Here is a 24,448-nt window from a genome sequence, read left to right as displayed (position 1 = left end):
GAAGCGAGTGAGTGCGGAGACTCAGGTGCGCGCCGAGATGAAGGCTGGTTGACGCAGGTCAGGTTTCAAATCTTACAAACAGGTTGTTACTTTGCACATCACTGAAATTGGGTATCTCCGCCAGTTGTTGATGAGTGCTTGTCCGCATAGCCTGTTTCGTCGCAGGGCGCTAGATATGTCCCGCTGTGTGAAGTGCGGAGGCGTTGCTTTCGCTTTCGAATAGCCACCCCAGTTTTTTTCTGTGCACAGAAGCCATCCCCAACACCCTAAAGGCCTTGTGCGTGGCATATAAAAAAACCGGCCGCCCCGCAAAGGGACGGCCGGTTTTTGGTAGCTGTCGCCACCGCCCCTTCATCGGGGCAGGGCACAAGACCTGGCTTTAGGCCAGCTTGCCGACGATGGCGTTCAGCGTGGCGCTGGGGCGCATGGCGGTGCCGGTCTTGGCTTCATCGGGACGGTAGTAGCCGTCGATGTCCGAAGGCTTGCCCTGCACGGCGTTCAGCTCTTCGACGATCTTGGCTTCATTGGCCACCATGGATTCGGCCACGGGCTTGAACACGGCTTGCAGCTCGGCGTCCTTGCCTTGCTTGGCCAGTTCCTGGGCCCAGAACGAAGCCAGGTAGAAGTGGCTGCCGCGGTTGTCGATGCCGGCGCCAGGCTTGCGCGAGGGGCTCTTGTTTTCGTCCAGGAAGCGGCCGGTGGCAGCGTCCAGGGCGTCGGCCAGCACTTGGGCCTTGGGGTTCTTGGCAAAGCCGGCCAGGTGTTCCAGCGAAGCGGCCAGGGCCATGAACTCACCCAGCGAGTCCCAGCGCAGGAAGCCTTCTTCCACGAACTGTTGCACGTGCTTGGGGGCGGAGCCGCCGGCACCGGTTTCGAACAGGCCGCCGCCGTTCATCAGGGGCACGATGGACAGCATCTTGGCCGAGGTGCCCAGTTCCAGGATGGGGAACAGGTCGGTCAGGTAGTCGCGCAGCACGTTGCCGGTGACGGAGATGGTGTCCTGGCCCTTGCGGATGCGGTCCAGCGAGAACTGGGTGGCCTTGACGGGCGACATGATCTGGATGTCCAGGCCGGACAGATCGTGGTCCTTCAGGTAGGTGGTGACCTTCTTGATCAGCTGTGCGTCGTGGGCGCGGTTTTCGTCCAGCCAGAACACGGCGGGCATGCCGGAGGCACGGGCGCGGGTGACGGCCAGCTTGACCCAGTCGCGGATGGGAGCGTCCTTGGCCTGGCACATGCGGAAGATGTCACCGGCTTCGACGGCTTGCTCCAGCAGCACGGCGCCAGATTCATCGACCACGCGCACGGTGCCGGCTTCGGCGATTTCAAAGGTCTTGTCGTGGCTGCCGTACTCTTCGGCAGCTTGTGCCATCAGGCCCACGTTGGGCACGGTGCCCATGGTGACGGGGTCCAGCGCGCCGTGCTTCTTGCAGTCGTCGATGACGGTCTGGTAGACGCCAGCGTAGCAGCGGTCGGGGATGACGGCCTTGGCGGCTTGCAGCTTGCCTTCGGCGTTCCACATGCCGCCGGAGTCGCGGATCATGGCGGGCATGGAGGCGTCAACGATCACGTCGGAAGGCACGTGCAGGCAGGTGATGCCCTTGTCGCTGTTGACCATGGCCAGAGCGGGGCGGTCGGCGGCCAGAGCCTTCAGGTCGGCGTCGATCTCTGCGCGCTTGGCTTCGGGCAGCTTGTCCAGGCGGGCGTACAGGTCGCCGATGCCGTTGTTGGCGTTGAAGCCGATCTCGGCCAGTGCCGCGGCGTGCTTGTCCAGCACGGGGCCGTAGTAGGCGTAGACCACGTGACCGAAGATGATGGGGTCGGAGACCTTCATCATGGTGGCCTTCAGGTGGGCGGAGAACAGCACGCCCTGGTCCTTGGCGTCTTGCACTTGTGCGGCCAGGAAGCTGCGCAGGGCCTTCTTGCTGATGACGGAGGCGTCGATCACTTCACCGGCCAGCACCTTGGTGGTGGCCTTGAGGACGTTGGTGGCTCCGGCGGTGGTGGCCAGTTCGATGCGCACATTGCCGGCGTTGCCCACCACAGTGGACTTTTCGCTGCCGTAGAAGTCGCCACCGTCCATGTGGGACACGTGGGCCTTGTTGTCGGCCGTCCAGGCGCCCATCTTGTGGGGGTGCTTGCGGGCGTAGTTCTTGACCGACAGCGGTGCGCGGCGGTCGGAGTTGCCTTCGCGCAGCACGGGGTTCACGGCCGAGCCCTTGACCTTGTCGTAGCGGGCCTTGGCGTCTTTTTCCACGTCGTTGGCGGGCACATCAGGATAGTCGGGCAGGGCGTAGCCCTTGCCTTGCAGTTCCTTGATGGCAGCCTTGAGCTGGGGAATGGAGGCCGAGATGTTCGGCAGCTTGATGATGTTGGCTTCGGGCTTCTTGGCCAGTTCGCCCAGTTCGGCCAGGTCGTTGGCGATGCGTTGCTCGGGCTTGAGCAGCTCGGGGAACAGGGCCAGGATACGGCCGGACAGCGAGATGTCGCGGGTTTCGACGTCAATGCCAGCGGAGCGCGTGAACGCCTGCACGATGGGCAGCAACGAATACGTTGCCAGCATCGGTGCTTCATCAGTCAGTGTGTAGATGATCTTGGAGGATGAAGACATGTTGTGGTCTGTTGTCTAGGGTTCAAAAACCGCGCCTGCGCGCGTGGCGTATTGGCACCGGGCGGGTAGGCCCGGCTCGCTATCTGTGTAGCGCACCACAAGAGCGGGCCTGCGATCGCAATCCCAACTCTTGTATAAGACTTGAGTTTAGCACCAGCTTCCACACTACGGAACGGTGTTTTATGCTGCGATGCACAAGCTGCGACTTCACCACCGGCCGGTAACGGCATGCTGCCCTGCGGACCGCCCGCCTTCATGCCGCTGAATCAGGGGTTTTCCCCATATTGGGTTTTGAAGTCGAATTCCAGCTTCTCGCATTCGGATTGCTGGGTGAAGTGCACGGGCTTGCCTTCCTTGGGCGGTTTTTGCACTTCCTTCCAGCACAGGCGAATGGTTTCGCGTGCTACCCAGCGGTCTTCGGTTTCGGGCGTGTTGAACAGATAACCCATGGCCATCAGGATGGCAAAGAAGGCCACCGGCAGGCCGATGAGCCAGCGCACCAGGCGTGGCTTGCGCACAGGCGTGTCGGCCCCTGCCGTTGCGGCGTGGTCCTGGGTGGTGTTGGCTGTGCTGTCGGGAGCGGAAGTAGGGGTGTCAGACATGCTGCGGATTATCGGCCGCAGGCCGGGCGCTGTCCGATGGGATGCCCCGGGGTTTGATGCGCATCAAGATGGCATGTGCCGCCGCCGCGGTGCTGCGGCCCCGCCATGGGACAACCGTGGATGTTCAGCGCCCCCGGGGTTGGTGCCCTGTGCGGGGCTGTTGCGGGGCCGGGGGCTGGCGGTCTTCCCAGGCCTTGCCCCAGTGCAGCACCTGTTCCAGCGCGCGATCGCGGATGCCCATGGCCTGCAGACCGTCGTAGGTGGCCAGGGCATAGTCGCGCGTGGTGCCATAGATACCGGCGGATTCGGCAAAAATGCGCTGGTACTGCTCGGGGGGCAGCGTGCCGCAGTAGCTGGGGCTGTGCCGCGACAGGGTGAAGGCCAGGGCACGCACCGGGCCCTCAGGAGTGCTGCACTGCAACCAGCGTGGGTCGTAGGTGGCCAGCGGCATCTCGCGCTGCCACAGCGCATGCAGGGTCTCATGCCCTTGCCTGGCGGGAATGCGGAACGCCGCGCCCTGGCAACTGCCTCCGGGCAGCATGGCAAACACCAGTCCGGGGCGTTCGGGCGTGCCGCGGTTGATGCGGCTCCACATCTTCAGCGCGCGGTGCCAGCCGTGCACCTTGGCATCGCGCCGCTCGGCGAAGTCAAATTCGGGTCGCCAGATCAGGCTGCCGTAGCCGAATACCCACAAATCCTGTTCTCCACCCCATTGCTGCAGCGTTTGCTCCAAAAAAGTGCGTGGATCACGGCCTGGTGCGGCGGGCAGAAGAGTAGGGACTTCGGACATGGCTGTGATGCTAGAGCAAAACCCATGAGATGGGCACGAAGCGGCTACAGGCGCACTACATATGCAGGCGGCACTCCCTCTAGAATGAGCCCCCGCAAGCGGGCCCGCGTAGCGGCGGCAGGCTGGACAGGCTCCACCATGCCCCGCATTCGGGCTGCAAGAACGCACGATCACACACACAACATCCTCTGGAGAATTTCATGGCCTTCAATACATCGGACGACGACAGCCAACAGCGTTTTGCCCTGGGCATCATTTTTGCCCTGGTGCTTCTGGTGGTCGGCACCGTCGTCGGCGCGGTGGTGTACCGCTCGGTCACCGGTGCCAAGGGCGCGCCCACTGCAGCGGCTCCGGCCGTGGTGGACTCTGCAGTGGCCAGCCAAAGCACACCGCCGGCCCTGGCAGCGGGTGCCGTGCAGCAAGGTGACGGCGCCTACATCCGCGTGGAAGAAGGCGTAGTCAAGTTCTACTTCGCCACCGGCAGCGCCGAGCTGGCCGCTGGTGCCGACGAAGCCCTGGCCGATGTGGTGCGCATTGCCGCCCAGCGCGGCAAGAAGCTGGCGGTGTCCGGCTACCACGACGCCACCGGCAATGCCGCTGTGAACGCCGAGCTGGCCAAGCGCCGCGCACAGGCCGTGCAGCAGGCCATCATTGCCCAGGGCGTGGTTGCCGGCAATGTGGAGCTGCGCAAGCCCGAAGTGACCCAGGCCGACGGCAGCAACGACGAAGCCCGCCGCGTGGAAGTGGTGATCATCGAGTAAGCCGCTGTCGCTTCAGCAAGGGGCTGCCCCTTGCTTCACCAGCATCAGGCCGTGCATTGCACGGCCTTTTTCATGGGCGGGTGTGCGGCCGCGAAGGGACCAATGCCCCCAAGAGCACATCAGGTTTGGGCCATGTGACATCGCCATCCGTGCCGGGCCAGCCGGTTAGATTGCTCCGGAAAGCGAAGCAGTACCAAGTTCCTTTCAATGCCCCCTCAACGCCCCCTTCAGCGCGCAGGCAAACTTCAATATACTGTATGCATAAACAGTATTTGCCATGACCTACGCCAACCCCGCTCGCATTTCGCTGGCTCCCGGCCTTGACCGGGGGAAGCTGCCTGCGCATATTGCACACGCGCTGTGGTGTGGAAACGAGGTCAGCACCTGCGCCAGCCGGACCGTGCCCACAGGCTACGACGCACTGGACAAGGCCCTGCCAGGGCAGGGCTGGCCCACAGCGAGCCTGTGCGAGCTGCTGCAGCCGCAAGCGGCGGTGTCTGAATGGCGGCTTCTGGGTCCCGCCTTGCCAGGGTTGCTGGCCGACAAGGCGGCGCGTATCTATCTGGTCGCACCGCCACAGATTCCCCATGCGATGGGATTGGCCCAACTGGGCCTGCCCCCCGAACAGTTGGTCTGGATCGACGCCAAGGGGGCGCAGGAGCGTCTGTGGGTCACAGAACAGCTGCTGAAGTCCGAACCAGCCGGTGCGGTCATTGCCTGGCTGCCCCAGGCACGCCCGGAGCAGATCCGCCGCCTGCAAGTTCATGCCATCCATTGTGATGCCCCTGTGTTCCTGGTCCGCCCGGAGACGGCCATGTCCGAAGCCTCGGCAGCTCCGCTGCGGGTGTCGCTGGCCCTGGGTACAGGCTGGGAGCTGGATGTGTGCATCCGAAAGCGCCGGGGGGCGGTGTGTACCGAGGTGCTGCACCTCAAGGCGATCCCTGGCAACTTGAATTCCGTAATCACCCCCCGCATGCGCGAACTTCAGGCGCCAGGGGGGCTGCAGAAGGAGGTGCTCCATGCATTGGGCCGCTCTGATTCCCATACCGCTCCCGGACACCACCTCACCCATTGACTCTGTGCAGCTTGCTGTCTGGGCCCTCCAGTTCACGCCGCGCGTGGCGCTGCTCGAGGAGGCGGTGCTGATCGAAGTGGAAGCCAGTTTGCGTTTGTTTGGGGGCGTGAAAAGCCTGCACGCCCTGGTGGAAGAGGGTGCCCGGGATCTGGGTGCCCGTGTGGCCTGGGCGCCCACCGGCATGGCCGCTCTGGCCTTTGCGCGGCAGAGGGGTATCGACGGATTTTCCGCGCCTGTGGAACGGCTGCTGGACCGGCTGCTGCTGGAATGCATCACCGCCGTGAAGCGCCACCAACCGACATTGGCGCGGGTCGGGTGCCGGACCCTGGGCCAGGTACGTGCCCTGCCGCGCGCAGGCATTGCGCGCCGGTTCGACAAGGCCCTGTTGGAAGCCATGGACCAGGCCTATGGTCTGCGCCCTGAAACCTACGAGTGGGTGAAGGCTCCGGACACTTTCCATGCGCGCCTTGAGCTGATGTCCCGGGTGGAACTGGCGCCGGCCATGCTGTTCGGGGCGCGGCGTCTGCTTGTGCAGATGGCGGGTTGGCTGAAGGCTCGCCAACTGGGCGCGACCGCCTTCACGCTGCGCTGGTGCCACGATGCCATGCGCGCACGGGATGTCGGCAGCAGCGGGGAGCTGACCATTCGGACGGCAGAACCAACACAGAATGTCGATCACTTCGCGCGCCTGCTGTCCGAACACCTGGCCCGGGTGGCGCTTCTGGCGCCGGTGGGGGACCTGGAGCTGCGGGCCACCGAGGTGGAGCCCATGGTGGAAGAGAGCCGATCGCTGATTCCGGAGGTGGCGGGCAAGGGCTCCTCCATCAAGCTGGCTCTGGAGCGCATTCAGGCCCGGCTGGGCAACGATGCCGTGCGCCGGCCCGTGCTCTCTGCGGACCACAGGCCCGAATGGATGCAGCAGTGGCTATCGGCTGGGCAGCACCGCCCCAGCAAACCGGAGCTGGTGTGCGAGCTGCCGCAGCCGACCTGGATGCTGGGCACACCTGTGCGTCTCGTCGAACGCGCCAACAGGCCCATCTACCAGGGCGCCCTGCAGTTGCTGCTGGGCCCGGACCGTGTGGAAGGCGGCTGGTGGCACCGTGACCAGGTGGACAGCGGGGAGGTGCCGTTGAATGTGCAGCGCGACTACTGGCTTGCGCGCAGCGAGCATGCGGGCCTGCTGTGGATTTTCCAGGCACGTCTGGCCGGCGATGAAACCGCCTGGTTTCTACATGGGCACTACGCCTGAGGCACGATGCAACACGTTCTTCCCGCGTACGCCGAGCTGCGCTGCATCTCCAATTTCACCTTTCTACGGGGTGCCAGCCGCCCGGAGGAACTGGTGGAGCGTGCCAAGGCGCTGGGCTACAGTGCCTTGGCCATTACCGACGAATGTTCCTTGGCGGGCATCGTGCGCGCCCATGTGGCTGCCAGGCAGCAAGGCCTGGCCCTGTTGCTGGGCGCCCAGTTCTGCATCCAGCCACGCGATGCCGGCGAAGCGCCTTTCACCTTGGTAGTGCTGGCCCAGAATCTGAATGGCTACGGCAATCTGTGCCAGTTCATCACCAAGCTGCGGCGCGCTTCGGACAAAGGCACTTACCACCTGGACTTGGGCTGCATCACCGGCCAGGAGCTGCAGGACTGTCTGGTGCTGCTGTGCCCGGAACGCAAGGCCACCGATGCGCAGCTGGAGGCCATGGGCCGCTGGACGCTGACCCACTTCACAGGCCGCTGCTGGATCGGCGTGGACCTGGTACGGCGCCTGGACGATGAGCTGTGGCTGTACCGCATGCGGGCGCTGTCGGCGCTGACCGCCGTGCCCCTGGTGGCCGTAGGCGACGTGCACATGCACGTGCGCTCGCGCAAACCGCTGCAGGACGTGCTGACCGCCACCCGCATGGGCAAGCCACTGACCGAATGCGGCTACGCCCTGCAGCGCAGCGCCGAGCGCCACCTGCGCAGCCGTCTGCGCCTGGCCCAGACCTTTCCTGCGGAACTGCTGGCCCAGACCCTGGCCGTGGTGGCGCGCTGCAGCTTCAGTCTGGACGAACTCCAGTACCAGTACCCCGATGAGGTAGTGCCTGCAGGGCACACGGCGGCCAGTTACCTGCGCCAGGCAAGCTATGACGGTGCCAGCCGCCGCTGGCCTGCGGGCATCCCCGAGAAAGTCCAACGCCAGATCGCATACGAGCTGGATCTGATCTGCGAGTTGAAGTACGAGCAGTACTTTCTGACCGTCTACGACATTGTGGTCTTCGCACGCTCGCGCGGCATTTTGTGTCAGGGCCGCGGTTCGGCTGCCAACAGTGCGGTGTGCTACTGCCTGGGCGTGACCGAGGTGGACCCGGACCGAACTGCCGTGCTGTTCGAGCGCTTTATCTCCAAGGAGCGCAACGAGCCCCCAGACATTGACATCGACTTCGAGCACCAGCGCCGCGAAGAGGTGATCCAGTACCTCTATGCGAAGTACGGCCGCGACCGCGCGGCCCTGGCTGCGGCCGTGATCTCCTACCGGCCGCGCTCGGCCATCCGGGATGTGGGCAAGGCCCTGGGCTTCGATCCCGCTGTGGTGGACGCCATCGCCAAGGGGCAGCAGTGGTTCGATGGGCGCAGCATCCGGCAGGAGCGTTTTGCCGAGCTGGGCCTGGATGCGGGTTCCCTGGCCGTGCAGCAGCTGACCACGCTGACCGAGCAGTTGATCGGGTTCCCCCGCCACCTGTCCCAGCACACCGGCGGTTTTGTGCTCACGCGCGGCCTGCTGTGCCGCATGGTGCCTGTGGAGAACGCGTCCATGGACGAGCGCACGGTCATCGAGTGGGACAAGGACGATCTGGACGCGGCAGGGCTGCTCAAGGTGGACGTGCTGGCCCTGGGCATGCTGTCGGCGATCCGCCGCGCCCTGGACTTCATCGGTCAGCGCCGAGGCAGCGCGTTCACGATGCAGGACATCCCGCCGGAGGATTCGGCCACCTACGACATGATCTGCCGCGCCGACACCATCGGGGTGTTCCAGATCGAGAGCAGGGCGCAGATGTCCATGCTGCCCCGGTTGCGCCCGCGCGAGTTCTACGACCTGGTGGTGGAAGTGGCGCTGGTGCGGCCGGGCCCCATCCAGGGCGGTATGGTCCACCCCTATCTGCGCCGACGCCAGGGCAAGGACCCGGTGGTCTACCCGAGCGAGGCTTTGGAGGAGGCGCTGGGCCGTACGCTGGGGGTGCCGGTGTTCCAGGAACAGGTCATGCAGATCGCCATGCTGGCCGCCGGTTTCACCCCCGGTGAGGCCGATGGCCTGCGCCGGGCCATGGCGGCCTGGAAGCGCAAAGGGGGGCTGGAGAAGTACTACGACAGGATCGTGCAAGGGATGACCGAGCGCGGTTACGAGCGCGACTTTGCCGAATCCATCTTCGAGCAGATCAAGGGCTTCTCGGAATACGGCTTCCCGGAAAGTCACGCGGCCAGCTTTGCTCTGCTGGTCTATGCGTCCAGCTGGATCAAGCGCCACGAGCCCGCGGCCTTTCTGGCGGCGATTCTCAACAGCCAGCCGATGGGGTTCTATTCCGCCAGCCAATTGACGCAGGATGCGCGCCGCCACGGGGTCGAAGTACGTCCCGTGGATGTGATGCACAGCGATGTGGACTGCACGCTGGAAGAGACCGGCAAACCGCAGCCGGCGGTCCGGCTGGGCCTGCGCATGGTCTCGGGCCTGGGCCGCAGCAGTGCCCGGCGCATCGAGGAGAACCGCCGCCAGGCACCTTTCGGCAGCGCCGAAGCACTGGCCCGGCGCACGCGCCTGGACCAGCAGGAGATGAAGTCCCTGGCCGCAGCAGGGGCCCTGGCCAGCTTGTCAGGGCACCGTCGCCAGCAGGTCTGGGAGGCTGCGGCCTTGCACGCCGCGCCTGAGCTGCTGGAAGAAGCTCGCTTCGATGAAGCCTTGCTGGCGCTGCCTGAGGCGCCCGAGGGTGAAGAAGTGGTCTGGGACTATGCCTCCACGGGCCTCACGCTGCGCAGCCATCCCATGCGGCTGCTGCGCCCCAAGCTCGACCGCTGGAAGGTCAAGACCTCGCAGCAGCTGCGCCGTCTATCCAACGGCCAGCGGGTTCGGACTGCAGGCATTGTGACTTTGCGGCAGCAGCCGGGGACCGCCAACGGGACCGTCTTTGTGTCGCTGGAGGACGAGCATGGCTGCACCCAGGTCATCGTCTGGCGCGACGTGCGCGATGCGTATCGGCAGGTGCTGGTGGGCTCACGCCTGCTGGCGGTGGAGGGCATATGGCAGCGCCAGGGCCCGGTGTGCAATCTGATCGCAGAGCGCATGGCCGACTTGTCGCATTTGCTCGGCCGGCTGGCCACCGAGAGTCGGGATTTCAAATAAGGAAGGCCCCATGTCCCCATGCCACCTGTCTGGCAGCGAAGAGGTTCAGGTCCCAATCCCTGGTCGGGTCACCCAACGCGGGAGCCTGGGCCAGGGCAAGGAGCCGGAGTAGGTCTCCTTCGTCCGGGTCTTGCCGTTGGGAAACGGCTGGGTAAAAGCCGTGTCACGTAACAGAGCTACGTCATGCGGCGCAGGAGGGGATGTTGACGGCAGCCCTCGGGCCTCCCGTGTGAAGAGGGGTCTCTGCGCAAGCCGCGTTCGCTTCTGCTGGGGAGCGGACCGTGCATTGCACGGCCTTTTTGTGCCGGTCGGCGTGGGCCGGGGTTGGGCTGCCGCAGCATGCCCATGGACAAGAAGGTTGCGCTGACAGGTGCGCTGACTATTTGCTACTGGCGCATGCCGATGGCCAGACGGTTGAAGGCGCTCATCAGCGCAATCGCAAAGCTCAGATCGGAAATCTCGGTATCGCTGAAGTGTGGCTGCAGCGATGCAAAGTCGGAGTCCGGTGCGTGGGTGTGGGCCACATCGACCAGAGACTCCGTCCAGGCCAGTGCTGCGCGCTCCCGGGCATCGAACTGGGCGCTGACCCGCCAGCCGGCCAGGCTGTCGAGCTTGGCCTGTGCCATGCCTCCGGCGCGCAACGCCTTGGCATGCATCTCCAGGCAGAAGGCGCAGCCATTGATTTGGGACACGCGCAGATAGACCAGCTCGATCAAAGGCTTGCCCAGGCTGCTGTGGTCCAGTGCAGACTTGGTGGCCAGCAGACCCTGGTAGGCAGCCGGCGAGAGGGTGGAATAGGGCAGACGCAAAGTGCTCATGGAAGATGCTCCGAAAAAGAACCGTCAGGCGGCAGGATAAAGAGGACTCTTGACGATCTCCAGAATCTGCTGGATCTCTGGGGCCAAGATGGCATTTGCAGCCCCTACAGGAGGAGCCTTCAAAGAATACGAAGCGATTGCGCACGGGGGGGCAGTCGCGCAAGCCGTCTCTGCAGGCGCGGCGGAAAGCCCGGCTCGCAGGAAACATGGACATGCTTGCCATCCAGAAGTAGGTACATGCAGGATACTGTACATGAATACAGTATCCTGTTGAAGCTGCCATCTGCAGCCCTGGGACTGCAGGGGATATGCCAGTGCTGAGCCGCTTGCGGGAAGCCCTGAGGTGGCGCCTGTCAGGCGCCTCTATCGGGGTGCTTCTTTCCTGTCCGGCGTGATCATTTCCTGGTGGGGATGTTGCATTGCAGAAAAGCGTTTCCGCAATGTGGAAAATGATGCGTGTTGCTTCGCAGCATTTTTTCTCAATATGAGAAAAAACATTTCACATACAGAAATATAAAAATAAGCATTTGATTTAAAACGAATATTTTTTCGTCTTATATAAGATAGAAGTGATTGTTGGGAGCCGTCGCTTTGCCTACAGTTGTCTCCAAGGCCGCACACCACGGCAAACCAGTTTCACTACCTTTCAAGGAGATCACGATGACCAAAGCGCTGAACACCCAACTGAGCCGCGAACAGCAAATCGCCGCCCTGGAAAAAGACTGGGCCACCAACCCCCGCTGGAAGGGCGTCAAGCGCGGTTACTCCGCGGCTGACGTGGTGCGCCTGCGTGGCAGCCTGCAGCCCGAATACACCCTGGCCCAGCGTGGCGCCGAAGTGCTGTGGGAAAAAATCAACGGCAGCTCCAAGAAGGGTTACGTGAACGCTTTCGGCGCCATCTCTGCCGGCCAGGCCATGCAGCAAGCCAAGGCCGGCCTGGAAGCCGTGTACCTGTCGGGCTGGCAAGTCGCTGCCGACGGCAACACGTCCGAAACCATGTACCCCGACCAGTCGCTGTACGCCTATGACTCGGTGCCCACCATGGTGCGCCGCATCAACAACACCTTCAAGCGCGCTGACGAAATCCAGTGGGGCAAGGGTGTGAATCCCGGCGACAAGGAGTTCATCGACTACTTCCTGCCCATCGTGGCCGATGCGGAAGCCGGTTTCGGCGGCGTGCTGAACGCTTTCGAGCTGATGAAGAACATGATCCAGGCCGGCGCTGCTGGCGTGCACTTTGAAGACCAGCTGGCAGCCGTGAAGAAGTGCGGCCACATGGGCGGCAAGGTGCTGGTGCCCACCCGTGAAGCCTGTGAAAAGCTGATTTCCGCCCGCTTTGCTGCGGACGTGATGGGCGTGCCCACCATCGTGCTGGCCCGTACCGACGCCGAGGCGGCCAACCTGATCACCAGCAACCACGACGCCAACGACCAGCCTTTCCTGACCGGCGAGCGCACCCAGGAAGGCTTCTACCGTGTCAAGAACGGCCTGGAGCAATCCATCAGCCGCGGCGTGGCCTACGCTCCCTACGCCGATCTGGTGTGGTGCGAAACCGGCGTGCCCGACATCGGCTTTGCCCGTGAATTCGCACAAGCCGTGCACGCTGCCTGCCCCGGCAAGCTGCTGAGCTACAACTGCTCGCCCTCGTTCAACTGGAAGAAGAACCTCAACGACAGCCAGATCGCATCCTTCCAGGAAGACCTGTCTGCACTGGGCTACAAGTTCCAGTTCATCACCCTGGCCGGCATCCACAGCAACTGGTATAACACCTTCAAGTTCGCCCACGCCTATGCACGCGGCGAAGGCATGAAGCACTACGTGGAAATGGTGCAGGAACCCGAATTCGCGGCACGCGAACTGGGCTACACCTTTGTGTCGCACCAGCAGGAAGTGGGTGCGGGTTACTTCGACGACGTGACCACCGTGATCCAGGGCGGCTCTTCCAGCGTGAAGGCCCTGACCGGTTCCACCGAAGAAGAGCAGTTCCACTGATCTGCACGGCTCTGCTGGACCACTGACATGGCACAGTAGAACGGACGGAAGCTTGTTGTCTGGGGCCTGTGCGGCGGCCTAAAAACCGTCGCCAGGACACCCATTTAGGCCCGAAGCGCTGTTGCTCCGGGCTTTTTTGTGCATACGGCGTTAAAATGGTTGCCAGTATCCATTTACAAGAGCGAGAAAGGCAGTCTGGTTATGACACCGCGAACGAGTACCTTGCAAAGGTTGTGCAGCCGCTGAGGCTGCGAGTTCGCGCCTGCCCGGAGTTTTTTCTCCCTCTTATCCAAAGCGCGGACCTGTTCCGCGCTTTTTGCTTTTCAAAGCACTGGCCGCGGCCCCGTATCCCACATTAGGTTTCCAAGGATTTCCATGCTGAAAATTACGCTTCCCGACGGTTCGCAACGTGAATTCGACGGCCCGGTCACCGTCATGCAGGTGGCCCAGTCCATCGGCGCCGGTCTGGCCAAGAACACGGTGGCCGGCCGCGTCAACGGCCGTCTGGTCGACGCCTGCGATCTGATCAGCGAAGACGCCAAGCTGCAGATCATCACGCCCAAGGACGACGAAGGCGTGGAGATCATTCGCCACTCCACCGCCCACTTGGTCGGTCATGCCGTCAAGCAGCTGTATCCCACGGCCAAGATGGTGATCGGTCCGGTGATCGAGGAGGGCTTTTACTACGACATCTCCTACGAGCGCCCGTTCACGCCCGAAGACATGGCCGCCATCGAAACGCGCATGAAGGAGCTGATTGCGCAGGATTACGACGTCGTCAAGAAGATGACTCCGCGCGCCGAAGTCATCAAGGTGTTCCAGGAACGCGGCGAAGACTACAAGCTGCGCCTGGTCGAAGACATGCCCAATGAAACCGCCATGGGCCTGTACTACCACCAGGAATATGTCGACATGTGCCGTGGCCCCCACGTGCCCAATACCCGCTTCCTGAAGGTCTTCAAGCTGACCAAGCTGGCCGGCGCCTACTGGCGCGGCGACGCCAAGAACGAGCAGCTGCAGCGCGTGTACGGCACGGCCTGGGCGGACAAGAAGGATCTGCAGGCCTACATCACCCGCATCGAAGAAGCTGAAAAGCGCGACCACCGTCGCCTGGGCCGCGAGCTGGACCTGTTCCACATCGACGAATGCTCGCCCGGCACCGTGTTCTGGCACCCCAAGGGCTGGCGCGTGTGGCAGGAGGTGGAGCAGTACATGCGCCGCGTCTACCGTGAAAACGGCTACGAAGAAGTGAAGGCGCCCCAGATTCTGGACAAGACCCTGTGGGAGAAAACCGGTCACTGGGACAAGTACCGCGACAACATGTTCATCACGGAGTCGGAAAAGCGCGACTACGCGCTGAAGCCCATGAACTGCCCGGGCCACATCCTGATCTTCAAGCAAGGCATCAAGAGCTACCGCGACCTGCCGCTGCGCTACGGCGAATTCGGTCAGTGCCACCGCAACGAACCCACGGGCGGTCTGCACGGCATCATGCGTGTGCGCGGCTTCACCCAGGACGATGGCCACATCTTCTGTACCGAAGACCAGATCCAGAAGGAAGTGCTCGACTTCACGCAGCTGCTGCAAAAGGTCTACGCCGACTTCGGTTTCACCGACATCATCTACAAGGTCGCGACCCGTCCGGAAGCGCGCATTGGCTCGGATGAAGTCTGGGACAAGGCGGAAAAAGCGCTGTTCGACTCGCTCAAGGCTTCGGGTTGCGAATACCAGATCGCGGTGGGTGACGGTGCCTTCTACGGCCCCAAGATCGAATACACACTCAAGGATGCCCTGGGTCGCCAGTGGCAGTGCGGCACCATCCAGGTGGACTTCTCCATGCCCGTGCGTCTGGATGCCGAGTACGTGGGGGAAGACGGCAACCGTCACCGCCCCGTGATGCTGCACCGTGCAATCGTCGGTTCGCTGGAGCGTTTCATCGGCATTTTGATCGAACAATTCGCCGGTGCGCTGCCGGTTTGGCTGGCGCCCGTGGAAGTGGCCGTGCTCAACATCACCGACTCCCAGGCCGACTACGTGCAAGACGTTGTGGCAAAGCTGCAAAAAGCATTGCCGAATCAAAGTCTTAAGATTGTGTCTGACCTGCGCAATGAAAAGATCACGTATAAAATACGCGAGCATTCGTTGCAAAAGCTGCCTTACATCCTTGTCGCCGGCGACAAGGAGAAGGCCGCAGGAACTGTCGCAGTGCGCGCCCGGGGCAATAAGGACCTGGGTGTGATGTCCGTCGACGCCTTCATTGAACTGTTGGCCAACGACATCGCTTCCAAAGCCTGATTGAACATCAATTTGTGCTTTGGACTGCGTCAATTGCGCGCAAGCAGCTACGCTTTTCGTAGCGTTTTGAAATTAGGGTGAAAGCCATAGCTACTGAATTTCGTGATCGTCGCCACCGCGAGGAACGCAAACACCGTCTCAACCGTGAAATCCAGGCGCCTGAAGTGCGTCTGTCCGGTCCTGATAACGAACCCATCGGGGTTGTGAGCCTGGCGGAAGCGCTGCGCATGGCTGGCGACTTGGACGTGGATCTGGTGGAGATTGCCTCCACTGCGAACCCGCCTGTCTGCCGCCTGGTGGACTACGGTAAGTTCAAGTACCAAGAGCAAAAGCGCGCGGCCGAGGCCAAGGCGAAGCAAACCGTCATCGAAATCAAGGAAGTCAAATTCCGTCCTGGTACCGATGATGGTGACTACAACATCAAGTTGCGCAATATCCGCCGCTTCCTGGCCGAGGGCGACAAGTGCAAGATCACGTTGCGTTTCCGCGGTCGTGAAATCACGCACCAGCAACTGGGTCTGGATCTGCTGAACCGTCTGCGTGACGATCTGGCCGACACCATCCAGGTGGAGCAGTTCCCCAAGCTGGAAGGCCGCCAGATGATCATGATGATCGCTCCGGCGCGCAACAAAAAGCCCGCTCCAGTGGCCAAGCCCGCTGCAGCACCGGCAGAAGAAGCAGGCAAGACTGCCGCCTGATTCATAGGCATTTGCCGCGAATCGGGTTAGAATATGCGATTGGCGCCTTCGGGCGCCAATCGCATCGTGCTTTCTCAGGGAGGCACGGCCCCAGTCACATGGGGCAAACAAGTGTCTCGGTGTGCCTACAAGTGCCGCGTATTGGTTGCGCAGCCGCCTCACGAGCACAAATAACAGGAGCATTCACATGCCCAAAATGAAAACCAAGAGCAGCGCGAAGAAGCGTTTTCGCGTTCGTCCCGGTGGTACCGTCAAGCGCGGTCAAGCCTTCAAGCGTCACATCTTGACCAAGAAGACCACGAAGAATAAGCGCCACCTGCGTGGCATTACCTCCGTGCATGAAGGCGACATGGGCTCCATCGCAAAGATGTTGCCTGGCGCTGGTCTGTAATTCACTGACGAACTAGGAGAAAATACATGCCTCGCGTCAAACGTGGTGTAACGGCCCGTGCCCGTCACAAAAAAGTTCTGACCCTTGCTAAGGGTTTCCGCGGCCGCCGCGGTAATGTCTTCCGCGTCGCCAAGCAGGCGGTGATGAAGGCCGGTCAATACGCTTACCGTGACCGTCGTAACAAGAAGCGCGTGTTCCGTCAGCTGTGGATCGCCCGTATCAACGCCGCTGCACGTGAACTGGGTCTGACCTACAGCCAATTCGCCAACGGCCTGAAGAAGGCTGCCATCGAAATCGACCGCAAGATGCTGGCCGATATCGCTGTGCACGACAAGGCTGCTTTCAGCGCCATCGTGAACCAAGTCAAGGCCAAGCTGGCTGCTTGAGATCACGGTCAGTAGTTGCGACTCATGTAGTAGCTGCTGATGCACAAACAGCAAGGGCTAGGGCTTGAAAAGGCACTAGCCCTTGTTTTTTATCGCCGGGCTTTGGCATGTGGCGCGCTCCGTGTGGAGCGGTGCGGCAGGGCAGGGCTTGCAGGTTTTTCAAACGTCGATAAAGAGTCGATATGAACGAGTTGGATTCTCTGGTCGAGAGCGCGCAGCAGCTGTTTGCGCAGGCCCATACCCCCGCTGATCTGGAAAACGCCAAGGCGCAGTTTCTGGGCAAGTCGGGCAAGATGACCGAGCTCATGAAGGGCATGGCGCAGCTTTCCGTCGAAGAGAAAAAATCGCGCGGCGCTGCCATCAACGTGGCCAAGCAGGCGATCGAAGCGGCCCTGACCGCCCGCCGCAAGGCCCTGGCCGATGCCGAGCTGGAAGCCCACCTGAAGGCCGAAGTGCTGGATGTGACCCTGCCTGGTCGCCGCCGTGGCGCAGGAGGACTGCACCCTGTCTCCATCACCCTGGAGCGCATCGAGGGCATTTTTGGCTCCATGGGCTTTGATGTGGCCCAGGGCCCCGAGATCGAATCCGACTGGTTCAATTTCACGGCGCTGAACACGCCCGAAGACCACCCCGCGCGCTCCATGCATGACACCTTCTATGTGGAAGGCGGCACGCAACACGCGCCCAACTTGCTGCGCACGCACACCAGCCCCATGCAGGTGCGCCATGCCGTGCAGCATGTGAAGAAATACCGCAATCAGCTGGATGCCGGCCAGACCATGCCCGAGATCCGCGTGATTGCCCCCGGCCGCACCTACCGTGTGGACTCGGACGCCACCCACTCGCCCATGTTCCACCAGTGCGAAGGCCTGTGGATTGGCGAGAACGTGAGCTTCAAGGACCTGAAGGTCGTGTTCACGGACTTCTGCAAGACCTTCTTCGAGCAGGATGATCTGGTGCTGCGTTTCCGCCCCAGCTTCTTCCCGTTCACCGAGCCTTCGGCTGAAATCGACATCCAGTTCCAGAGCGGCCCGCTGGCCGGCAAATGGCTGGAAGTGGCAGGCTCCGGCCAGGTGCACCCCAACGTGGTGCGCAACATGGGCCTGGATCCTGAAAAGTACATCGGCTTTGCCTTTGGCATGGGCCCCGACCGCCTGACCATGCTGCGTTACGGCGTGAACGACCTGCGCCTGTTCTTCGACGGCGACATCCGTTTCCTGTCGCAGTTTCAGTAATTGAAGAAGCGGGCTGCCAGCGCTGTGGCTGCAGGCACTTCAGATGGTTTTGTCGAAGTCCTTGTGAATCCCGCGCCGCAGCTTCTTTTGAAAGTACGCATGCCCAGCCGGCTGCAGACCGCTACGGTGCAGCTGGCATGAACGCCAAAGAGTCTGACTATGCAATTTCCTGAATCCTGGTTGCGCGAGTACTGCAACCCCAACCTGACCACCCAGCAACTGGCCGATACCCTGACCATGGCCGGTCTGGAAGTGGAAGAGCTGGATCCTGTGGCGCCTCCTTTCGCCGGCATTGTCGTCGGTGAAATCAAGGAAGCCGTGCAGCATCCCGATGCCGACCGCCTGCGCATCTGCCAGGTGGACGTGGGTGGCCCCGAGCTGCTGAATATCGTCTGCGGCGCGCCCAATGCGCGCGTGGGCATCCGCATTCCCTGCGCCACTGTGGGCGCCGAGCTGCCGCCGGGTGAAGACGGCAAGCCGTTCAAGATCAAGATCGGCAAGCTGCGCGGCGTGCAGAGCTTTGGCATGCTGTGCTCGGCCAAGGAGCTGGGCATTGACGAAGATGCCAGCGGCTTGCTGGAGTTTCCGTCCGATGCGCCCCTGGGCCAGGATGTGCGCGAGTACCTGAACCTGGACGACACGCTGTTCACGCTGAAGCTCACGCCCAATCTGGCGCACTGCCTGTCGGTATACGGCGTGGCCCGCGAGCTGTCGGCGTTGACCGGTGCAGCTTTGAAGCCGCTGTCTTTCCCCGCTGCAGCCGTGGCATCGCAAGACAAGCTGCCCGTCAAGATTGAAGCGACCGACCTGTGCGGCCGTTTCTCGGGCCGTATCGTGCGCAACGTCAACACCCAGGTAAAGACGCCCCAGTGGATGCTGGACCGTCTGGCACGCTGCGGCCAGCGCTCGGTCTCGCCCCTGGTGGACATCTCCAACTATGTGATGTTCGAGCTGGGCCGTCCGTCCCACATCTTCGATCTGGACAAGATCAGCGGTGGTCTGAACGTGCGCTGGGGCAAGCAAGGCGAAACGCTCAAGCTGCTCAACGGCAACACCATCCAGATCGACGACTTCATCCAGGTGGGCGTGATTGCCGACGACAAGGAAGTGGAGTCGCTGGCCGGCATCATGGGTGGCGATGCCACCGCCGTGTCGGACGACACGAAGAACATCTACATCGAAGCTGCGTTCTGGTTCCCCAAGGCCGTGGCTGGGCGCTCGCGCCACTTCAATTTCTCGACCGACGCGGGCCACCGTTTCGAGCGCGGCGTGGACCCCGAGTTCACCACCGAGCACATCGAGCGCATCACCGCGCTGGTGCTGGAAATCTGCAGTACGCCTGACACGCAGGTGGCGGCCATGGACGACCAAAAGCCCAACATGCCCCAGCCCAAGCCCGTGCAACTGCGCGTGGCCCGTGCGGCCAAGGTGATCGGCATGGCCGTGACCCAGCAGCAGTGCCTGGATGCACTGAACGGCCTGGGCCTGCCCGCCACGCTGGCATCCGAAGGCGTGATCTCGGTCACGGCGCCAACCTTCCGCTTCGACATCAATCTGGAAGAGGATCTGATCGAAGAAGTGGCCCGCATGATCGGCTACGAGAATCTGCCGACCACCAAGCCTCTGGCCCCCATCTCGCCCAAGTTGCGCGCTGAAAACCAGCGCAGCCCGTTCGGGGTACGCCATGAACTGGCTGGCCTGGGCTACCAGGAGACCATCAACTTCAGCTTTGTCGAAGAAAAGTGGGAGCAGGAGCTGGCGGGCAACCACCATGCCATCAAGCTGCTCAACCCCATTGCCAGCCATTTGAGCGTGATGCGTTCGTCGCTGCTGGGTTCGCTGCTGCAGGTGCTGAAGTTCAACGTGGACCGCAAGGCCCAGCGCGTGCGCGTGTTCGAACTGGGTCGCGTGTTCTTCAAGGATGAATCCGTGGTCGAGTCCGACACCACTGTCAAGGGCTTCTACCAGCCCATGCGTGTGGCGGGTCTGGCCTACGGTGCCGCCGACCAGCTGCAATGGGGCCGGGCCGAGACCAAGGTTGACTTCTACGATGTCAAGGGCGATGTCGAAGCGCTGCTGGCCCCGGCCAAGCCGGTGTTCGAGCCTGCAGAACATCCTGCCATGCACCCTGGCCGCTGCGCCCGTGTGCTGCTGGATGGCAAGGCCATCGGCTTTGTCGGCGAGTTGCACCCCAAATGGCGCCAGGAATGGGATCTGGCCCAGGCGCCGGTGATGTTCGAGCTGGAACTGGATGCCGTGCTGGCCCGCCAGGTTCCGGTGTTCAAGCCGGTGGCCAAGCACCAGGCCGTGGAGCGCGACATTGCCGTGGTGGTCAAGGAGGCCGTAACCCATGCCCAGGTGATGGAAGCGGTGCAGCAAGGCGTGCAGGGCGGTATCCTGCGTTCGGCCGCGCTGTTTGACGTGTTCCGCCCCAAGAAGCTCAAGGCCGGCGAAGAAGCTGCGCCGGGCAGCCTGGCTCAGGATGAGAAGAGTCTGGCCATCCGCCTGACGCTGGGCCGCGATGAGGCCGCGCTGACGGATGTCGAAATCGACGCCGCCATGCAGGGCGCGATTGCATCGCTGGTGGAGCGTGTGGCTGCACGCCTGCGCGGCTGATGTGCCGCGTCATTTCCCAAGGAGCCTGAAATGATCGAATTTGCAGATGATGGCGCAGAGGCGTCCTCCGCCCTGACCAAAGCGCAATTGGCCGAACTGCTGTTCGATCAGATCGGCTTGAACAAGCGCGAATCCAAGGAAATGGTGGATGCGTTCTTCGACCTGATCTCCAAAAGTCTGGTCGATGGCGACGATGTGAAGCTGTCGGGTTTCGGCAACTTCCAGATCCGCACCAAGGCGCCGCGCCCGGGACGCAATCCACGCACCGGCGAGCTGATCCCCATCGACGCTCGCCGCGTGGTCACCTTCCACGCCAGCTCCAAGCTCAAGGAACAGATTCAGGGCGCAGAGGGTGGCGGCACGCCAGTTCAGCTCTAAAGCTCTCGGTACCTTGTACAAGCGCTCTTGGTCTATTGCACAAGCTGCGGTAGGCTAGGGCGCTTGTTTTGTTTGGCACGCCTGCGTTCGCAACCATCGGTTTATGGCCAACCTTCCTCCCATCCCTGCCAAACGTTATTTCACGATCAGCGAAGTTGCGCTGTTGTGTGATGTCAAGCCCCATGTGCTGCGCTACTGGGAGCAGGAGTTTGTGCAGCTGCGCCCCATGAAGCGGCGTGGCAATCGCCGCTACTACCAGCACCACGAACTGCTGATGGTGCGCCGTATCCGCAATCTGCTCTACGACGAGGGGTTCACCATCCAGGGGGCACGCAACCAGTTGCGTGCGCACGCTGGCGAGGAGGCAGCCTCCGGACGGGTGGATGCCACGGAGGCTGCGCCGGCGGATGCCAACCTGCAAACCCAACTGCTGCTGGATCAGCTGCTGCGCCAGGAGGGCGGGGCGCCAGCAGCCTCTTTGGAGCAGGTCCGCCACGAGCTTTTGCAGATTCGTTCGCTTTTGGCGCTGTAGGCCAAAAAATGTGTATATAATTCAAGTCTTCGGAATGTAGCGCAGCCTGGTAGCGCACTTGCATGGGGTGCAAGGGGTCGCGAGTTCGAATCCCGCCATTCCGACCATACGATAAGCCTCCTGACTTCGGTCAGGAGGCTTTTTTGTTGGCGCCGCCGCCCTTGGCCTTCCGGTGTGCGCTGCATGCGCACCATGGGCGTCTCCTCTTGCCCCATGCATGGCGCCGGAGCATTGGATTCCTTGCGCCGTGCGGGCAGCAGTATGCGCGGGGCACAAACATGCAGACTGGCAGCGGTGCTAGCAAAAAGCTGAGCACTTTCCAAAAGTGGTGCGCACTTGATGCTAGAATCTCAGCTTCGCCGGATCAGCACAATACTGTGTGAATCTGGACGAAAGGGGTGATTAGCTCAGCGGTAGAGCACTGCCTTCACACGGCAGGGGTCACATGTTCGATCCATGTATCACCCACCACAATTTCAGTGCAGATCTGTCCGGTCTGCACATCGGGTGATTAGCTCAGCGGTAGAGCACTGCCTTCACACGGCAGGGGTCACATGTTCGATCCATGTATCACCCACCACAATTTCAGTGCAGACCTGTCCGGGTCTGCACATCGGGTGATTAGCTCAGCGGTAGAGCACTGCCTTCACACGGCAGGGGTCACATGTTCGATCCATGTATCACCCACCACAATTTCAGTGCAGATCTGTTCGGTCTGCACATCGGGTGATTAGCTCAGCGGTAGAGCACTGCCTTCACACGGCAGGGGTCACATGTTCGATCCATGTATCACCCACCACAATTTCAGTGCAGATCTGTCCGGTCTGCACATCGGGTGATTAGCTCAGCGGTAGAGCACTGCCTTCACACGGCAGGGGTCACATGTTCGATCCATGTATCACCCACCACAATTTCAGTGCAGATCTGTCCGGTCTGCACATTGGGTGATTAGCTCAGCGGTAGAGCACTGCCTTCACACGGCAGGGGTCACATGTTCGATCCATGTATCACCCACCAACAAAAGCCTCTTGAACTCCGGTTCAAGAGGCTTTTTTCTTTGCCACGCTCCGGCGCTGGGAAAGCAGGCGTCTTCTCCATGCATGGAGATGCCAGGCCGGGTGGCCGCCGCCCTGTGCTGCCATGCGCTTGGGAGGAGGGTAAGGCGGCATAGCCTGGATCACCCTTCGGCCAAGCTGCAGCCGTCATGGTGCGCCGCGGCCGGTTTGGTGCGATGAAGAGTGGGATACCGAAGGGAAGTGGGGCGGACATTGCGCAAGCGCCGTACAGACACTGCTGCAGCCACCCATGGTTTAGGCCCTGAAAACCATGTCTTGCCACCGCATGCGCCTTCACGCCATGCATATCCGGAGAGGGCAGCTGCCGCAAGAGTGCGCGTGCGGGAGAATTTTCCGGGAAAAGCCGCCCGCACCGTGGCATGCGTCACATCCACAAGACGCCAGCCTTCCGAATGCTGTGGCAACACAAGGCTGCAGCGGAACAGGCTACCGTTATTGAACCTGAGTCTGGTTTCCCTGTTCTTGGGAATTAATCTGAAAATTAATAGGGATATATTTCATATAACAAACGAAGCTTTGCATGGATGCGCTCAATAGTAATTGATCTTTTCTTTCCATGGAAAGATCAAGTCTTTGGCTTCTCGCACTTCGCTGATGATTTCAACCGCATCCACATTCATTGCATCGCATAGCTCCAGGAACTCCACTACATTCAGGTTTCTCTCTCCGGACTCTATTTTTGAAATAAAAGACTGTGGTTTATACAATCGGTCCGCAAGTTGTTTCTGCGACAGTCTTTGGCGCTCTCTTGCTTCACGCAATACACTACGAAGCTTTTTTTCGCGATCCACATGCAAGAGATTCAATGGTGGTCATTGCAAATTTTGAGATAACTTAATTTTCAAACAAATTCTAACAAATCCCAAAATGGGATATTGTAAAAAATATATAAAATTATCAGTCTGGACCACCCCACAGGGCAATATCTCAGTTTGGAATGTATTTATAACAATTCTGCGCGGAATAGAAATTTGTTTTTATGATGAAAAGAGAAGTACTTGCAGCGGAAGAGAGGCGGTGTTCCAGGATAAATAAAGACGAATTGTTTTTTATGTTTCAACCCATGGTTGACAGCAGGTTCAGCATAACGGGAATGGCCGCCGAATTGCAGCACGCCAGATGCAACCGAATCATCCACTCCGTGAAGGACTTGCTCATTCCGCCAGCCAGCGGCTCCTCATCTGCATTGGAGAGCGCCTGGTCCTTTGCGGAGGCATGCAGTCAGATTTCTCGCTGGGAAAAAGAAGAAGAGAAGCGGGACTGGAAGCTGAGCATTGCATTTCATCTTGATGCGGTCGTCAGAAATTACGGAATAGATTTTCTGAGACGTATTCTGAATACAAGCCAAATTGACACTTCAAAAATATACCTGGAGGTGGATGAAATAGCCAGCTTGCCCAGAATAGATTGCACGCTGATCAATGGGATCAAAGCCTTGCGCAGCATGGGCGTGAAAATATCAGTCAACAACTTTGGGACTGAATATTCATCGCTTCACAGACTGAAAGAAGTCCCGGTGGACAGGATCACCATTGGCGGGGAGTTTATAGAGTCTATTTTTTATAACAAAACAGACCAGCTTATATTTTCCAATATCATGGCGCTTGCGAAAATGCTCAAGGTGGAGGTCCTGATAAAAGACATAAACAATCTTGAGCAGTTTGAATATTTTGCAAAAAATCAATGCGATATGCTATCGGGCGCTGTTCTGGGCTTCAGGGCCAATCAGCAGGAAATATGATCCTTGCACACTTGCCGGCCTTGCTGCGCCGGCGGCCATGCGCCATGCGATGCCAAGTGTGACCATGCGGCATGGAGGA

At 61.1% G+C, this 24,448-nt stretch carries 19 protein-coding genes and 7 tRNA genes; 21 read left to right on the top strand and 5 right to left on the bottom strand.

Features of this window, described 5'->3' with window-relative positions:
* Positions 1-379 precede the first annotated feature (379 nt).
* From QM470_RS00295 to QM470_RS00285, 3 genes are all read right to left on the bottom strand, one after another.
* Positions 380-2,611, bottom strand: coding sequence for an NADP-dependent isocitrate dehydrogenase (locus QM470_RS00295; protein WP_283337707.1), 2,232 nt, complete (start codon positions 2,609-2,611; stop codon positions 380-382).
* Positions 2,612-2,877: 266 nt separating this feature from the next.
* Entirely contained in the window at positions 2,878-3,213 is a 336-nt protein-coding gene (locus QM470_RS00290; protein WP_283337706.1) for a hypothetical protein, read from the bottom strand.
* 124 nt (positions 3,214-3,337) lie between these two features.
* Positions 3,338-4,003 (bottom strand): gamma-glutamylcyclotransferase, encoded by a 666-nt coding sequence (locus QM470_RS00285; protein WP_280010399.1) that lies wholly within the window; start codon positions 4,001-4,003, stop codon positions 3,338-3,340.
* 200 nt (positions 4,004-4,203) lie between these two features.
* Here QM470_RS00285 and QM470_RS00280 point away from each other — a divergent pair, with 200 nt between their 5' ends.
* The 4 genes from QM470_RS00280 (at position 4,204) to QM470_RS00265 (ending at position 10,211) form a co-directional block, all read left to right on the top strand.
* Positions 4,204-4,764: an OmpA family protein gene (locus tag QM470_RS00280; RefSeq protein ID WP_283337705.1), complete on the top strand. Its 561-nt coding sequence runs from the start codon at positions 4,204-4,206 to the stop codon at positions 4,762-4,764.
* A gap of 277 nt (positions 4,765-5,041) precedes the next feature.
* Positions 5,042-5,839 carry a translesion DNA synthesis-associated protein ImuA gene (gene imuA / locus QM470_RS00275; protein WP_283337704.1) on the top strand — a complete coding sequence of 266 codons (798 nt, stop codon included), beginning with the start codon at positions 5,042-5,044 and terminating at the stop codon, positions 5,837-5,839.
* On the top strand, positions 5,784-7,088 hold the full coding sequence (locus tag QM470_RS00270; RefSeq protein ID WP_283337703.1) for a Y-family DNA polymerase: 1,305 nt from the start codon (positions 5,784-5,786) through the stop codon (positions 7,086-7,088). Before imuA ends, QM470_RS00270 begins: the two co-directional genes overlap by 56 nt.
* Positions 7,089-7,094: 6 nt before the next feature.
* Complete coding sequence (locus tag QM470_RS00265) at positions 7,095-10,211, top strand: error-prone DNA polymerase (RefSeq protein WP_283337702.1); 3,117 nt, start codon at positions 7,095-7,097, stop codon at positions 10,209-10,211.
* 386 nt (positions 10,212-10,597) lie between these two features.
* Here QM470_RS00265 and QM470_RS00260 read toward each other — a convergent pair whose 3' ends face one another.
* Entirely contained in the window at positions 10,598-11,029 is a 432-nt protein-coding gene (locus tag QM470_RS00260) for a carboxymuconolactone decarboxylase family protein (RefSeq protein ID WP_283337701.1), read from the bottom strand.
* 660 nt (positions 11,030-11,689) lie between these two features.
* Here QM470_RS00260 and aceA point away from each other — a divergent pair.
* From aceA to QM470_RS00180, 16 genes are all read left to right on the top strand, one after another.
* On the top strand, positions 11,690-13,021 hold the full coding sequence (aceA, locus tag QM470_RS00255) for an isocitrate lyase (RefSeq protein ID WP_066531856.1): 1,332 nt from the start codon (positions 11,690-11,692) through the stop codon (positions 13,019-13,021).
* Positions 13,022-13,396: 375 nt separating this feature from the next.
* A complete protein-coding gene (gene thrS, locus QM470_RS00250; protein ID WP_283337700.1) occupies positions 13,397-15,316 on the top strand; it encodes a threonine--tRNA ligase in 1,920 nt (639 codons plus the stop codon).
* Between the two features lie 77 nt (positions 15,317-15,393).
* Complete coding sequence (gene infC, locus QM470_RS00245) at positions 15,394-16,014, top strand: translation initiation factor IF-3 (protein WP_083520170.1); 621 nt, start codon at positions 15,394-15,396, stop codon at positions 16,012-16,014.
* Positions 16,015-16,201: 187 nt separating this feature from the next.
* Complete coding sequence (gene rpmI / locus QM470_RS00240; protein ID WP_066531848.1) at positions 16,202-16,405, top strand: 50S ribosomal protein L35; 204 nt, start codon at positions 16,202-16,204, stop codon at positions 16,403-16,405.
* 26 nt (positions 16,406-16,431) lie between these two features.
* Complete coding sequence (gene rplT / locus QM470_RS00235; protein WP_066531841.1) at positions 16,432-16,791, top strand: 50S ribosomal protein L20; 360 nt, start codon at positions 16,432-16,434, stop codon at positions 16,789-16,791.
* A 182-nt stretch (positions 16,792-16,973) separates the two neighbouring features.
* Positions 16,974-18,026 (top strand): phenylalanine--tRNA ligase subunit alpha, encoded by a 1,053-nt coding sequence (gene pheS / locus QM470_RS00230; protein WP_218332250.1) that lies wholly within the window; start codon positions 16,974-16,976, stop codon positions 18,024-18,026.
* Positions 18,027-18,185: 159 nt separating this feature from the next.
* A complete protein-coding gene (gene pheT, locus QM470_RS00225; RefSeq protein ID WP_283337699.1) occupies positions 18,186-20,642 on the top strand; it encodes a phenylalanine--tRNA ligase subunit beta in 2,457 nt (818 codons plus the stop codon).
* A 30-nt stretch (positions 20,643-20,672) separates the two neighbouring features.
* On the top strand, positions 20,673-21,020 hold the full coding sequence (locus QM470_RS00220; RefSeq protein WP_066531827.1) for an integration host factor subunit alpha: 348 nt from the start codon (positions 20,673-20,675) through the stop codon (positions 21,018-21,020).
* A 103-nt stretch (positions 21,021-21,123) separates the two neighbouring features.
* Positions 21,124-21,552: a MerR family transcriptional regulator gene (locus tag QM470_RS00215; protein ID WP_283337698.1), complete on the top strand. Its 429-nt coding sequence runs from the start codon at positions 21,124-21,126 to the stop codon at positions 21,550-21,552.
* A 30-nt stretch (positions 21,553-21,582) separates the two neighbouring features.
* A tRNA-Pro gene (locus QM470_RS00210) sits at positions 21,583-21,659 on the top strand.
* Positions 21,660-21,948: 289 nt separating this feature from the next.
* Positions 21,949-22,023, top strand: a tRNA-Val gene (locus tag QM470_RS00205).
* A 34-nt stretch (positions 22,024-22,057) separates the two neighbouring features.
* A tRNA-Val gene (locus tag QM470_RS00200) sits at positions 22,058-22,132 on the top strand.
* Between the two features lie 35 nt (positions 22,133-22,167).
* Positions 22,168-22,242, top strand: a tRNA-Val gene (locus tag QM470_RS00195).
* 34 nt (positions 22,243-22,276) lie between these two features.
* A tRNA-Val gene (locus QM470_RS00190) sits at positions 22,277-22,351 on the top strand.
* A 34-nt stretch (positions 22,352-22,385) separates the two neighbouring features.
* Positions 22,386-22,460: transfer RNA gene (locus QM470_RS00185), tRNA-Val, on the top strand.
* Between the two features lie 34 nt (positions 22,461-22,494).
* Positions 22,495-22,569, top strand: a tRNA-Val gene (locus tag QM470_RS00180).
* Between the two features lie 589 nt (positions 22,570-23,158).
* Here the strand turns inward: QM470_RS00180 and QM470_RS00175 are convergent.
* Positions 23,159-23,419 (bottom strand): helix-turn-helix domain-containing protein, encoded by a 261-nt coding sequence (locus QM470_RS00175; protein ID WP_172591805.1) that lies wholly within the window; start codon positions 23,417-23,419, stop codon positions 23,159-23,161.
* Positions 23,420-23,607: 188 nt separating this feature from the next.
* Here QM470_RS00175 and QM470_RS00170 point away from each other — a divergent pair, with 188 nt between their 5' ends.
* On the top strand, positions 23,608-24,369 hold the full coding sequence (locus tag QM470_RS00170) for an EAL domain-containing protein (RefSeq protein ID WP_283337697.1): 762 nt from the start codon (positions 23,608-23,610) through the stop codon (positions 24,367-24,369).
* The last annotated feature ends 79 nt before the right edge of the window (positions 24,370-24,448 follow it).

It is taken from the genome of Comamonas sp. 17RB (assembly GCF_030056555.1).
GTDB classification, from domain to species: Bacteria; Pseudomonadota; Gammaproteobacteria; order Burkholderiales; family Burkholderiaceae_C; genus Comamonas; species Comamonas terrigena.
This window is presented reverse-complemented; position numbering and strand designations above follow the sequence as displayed.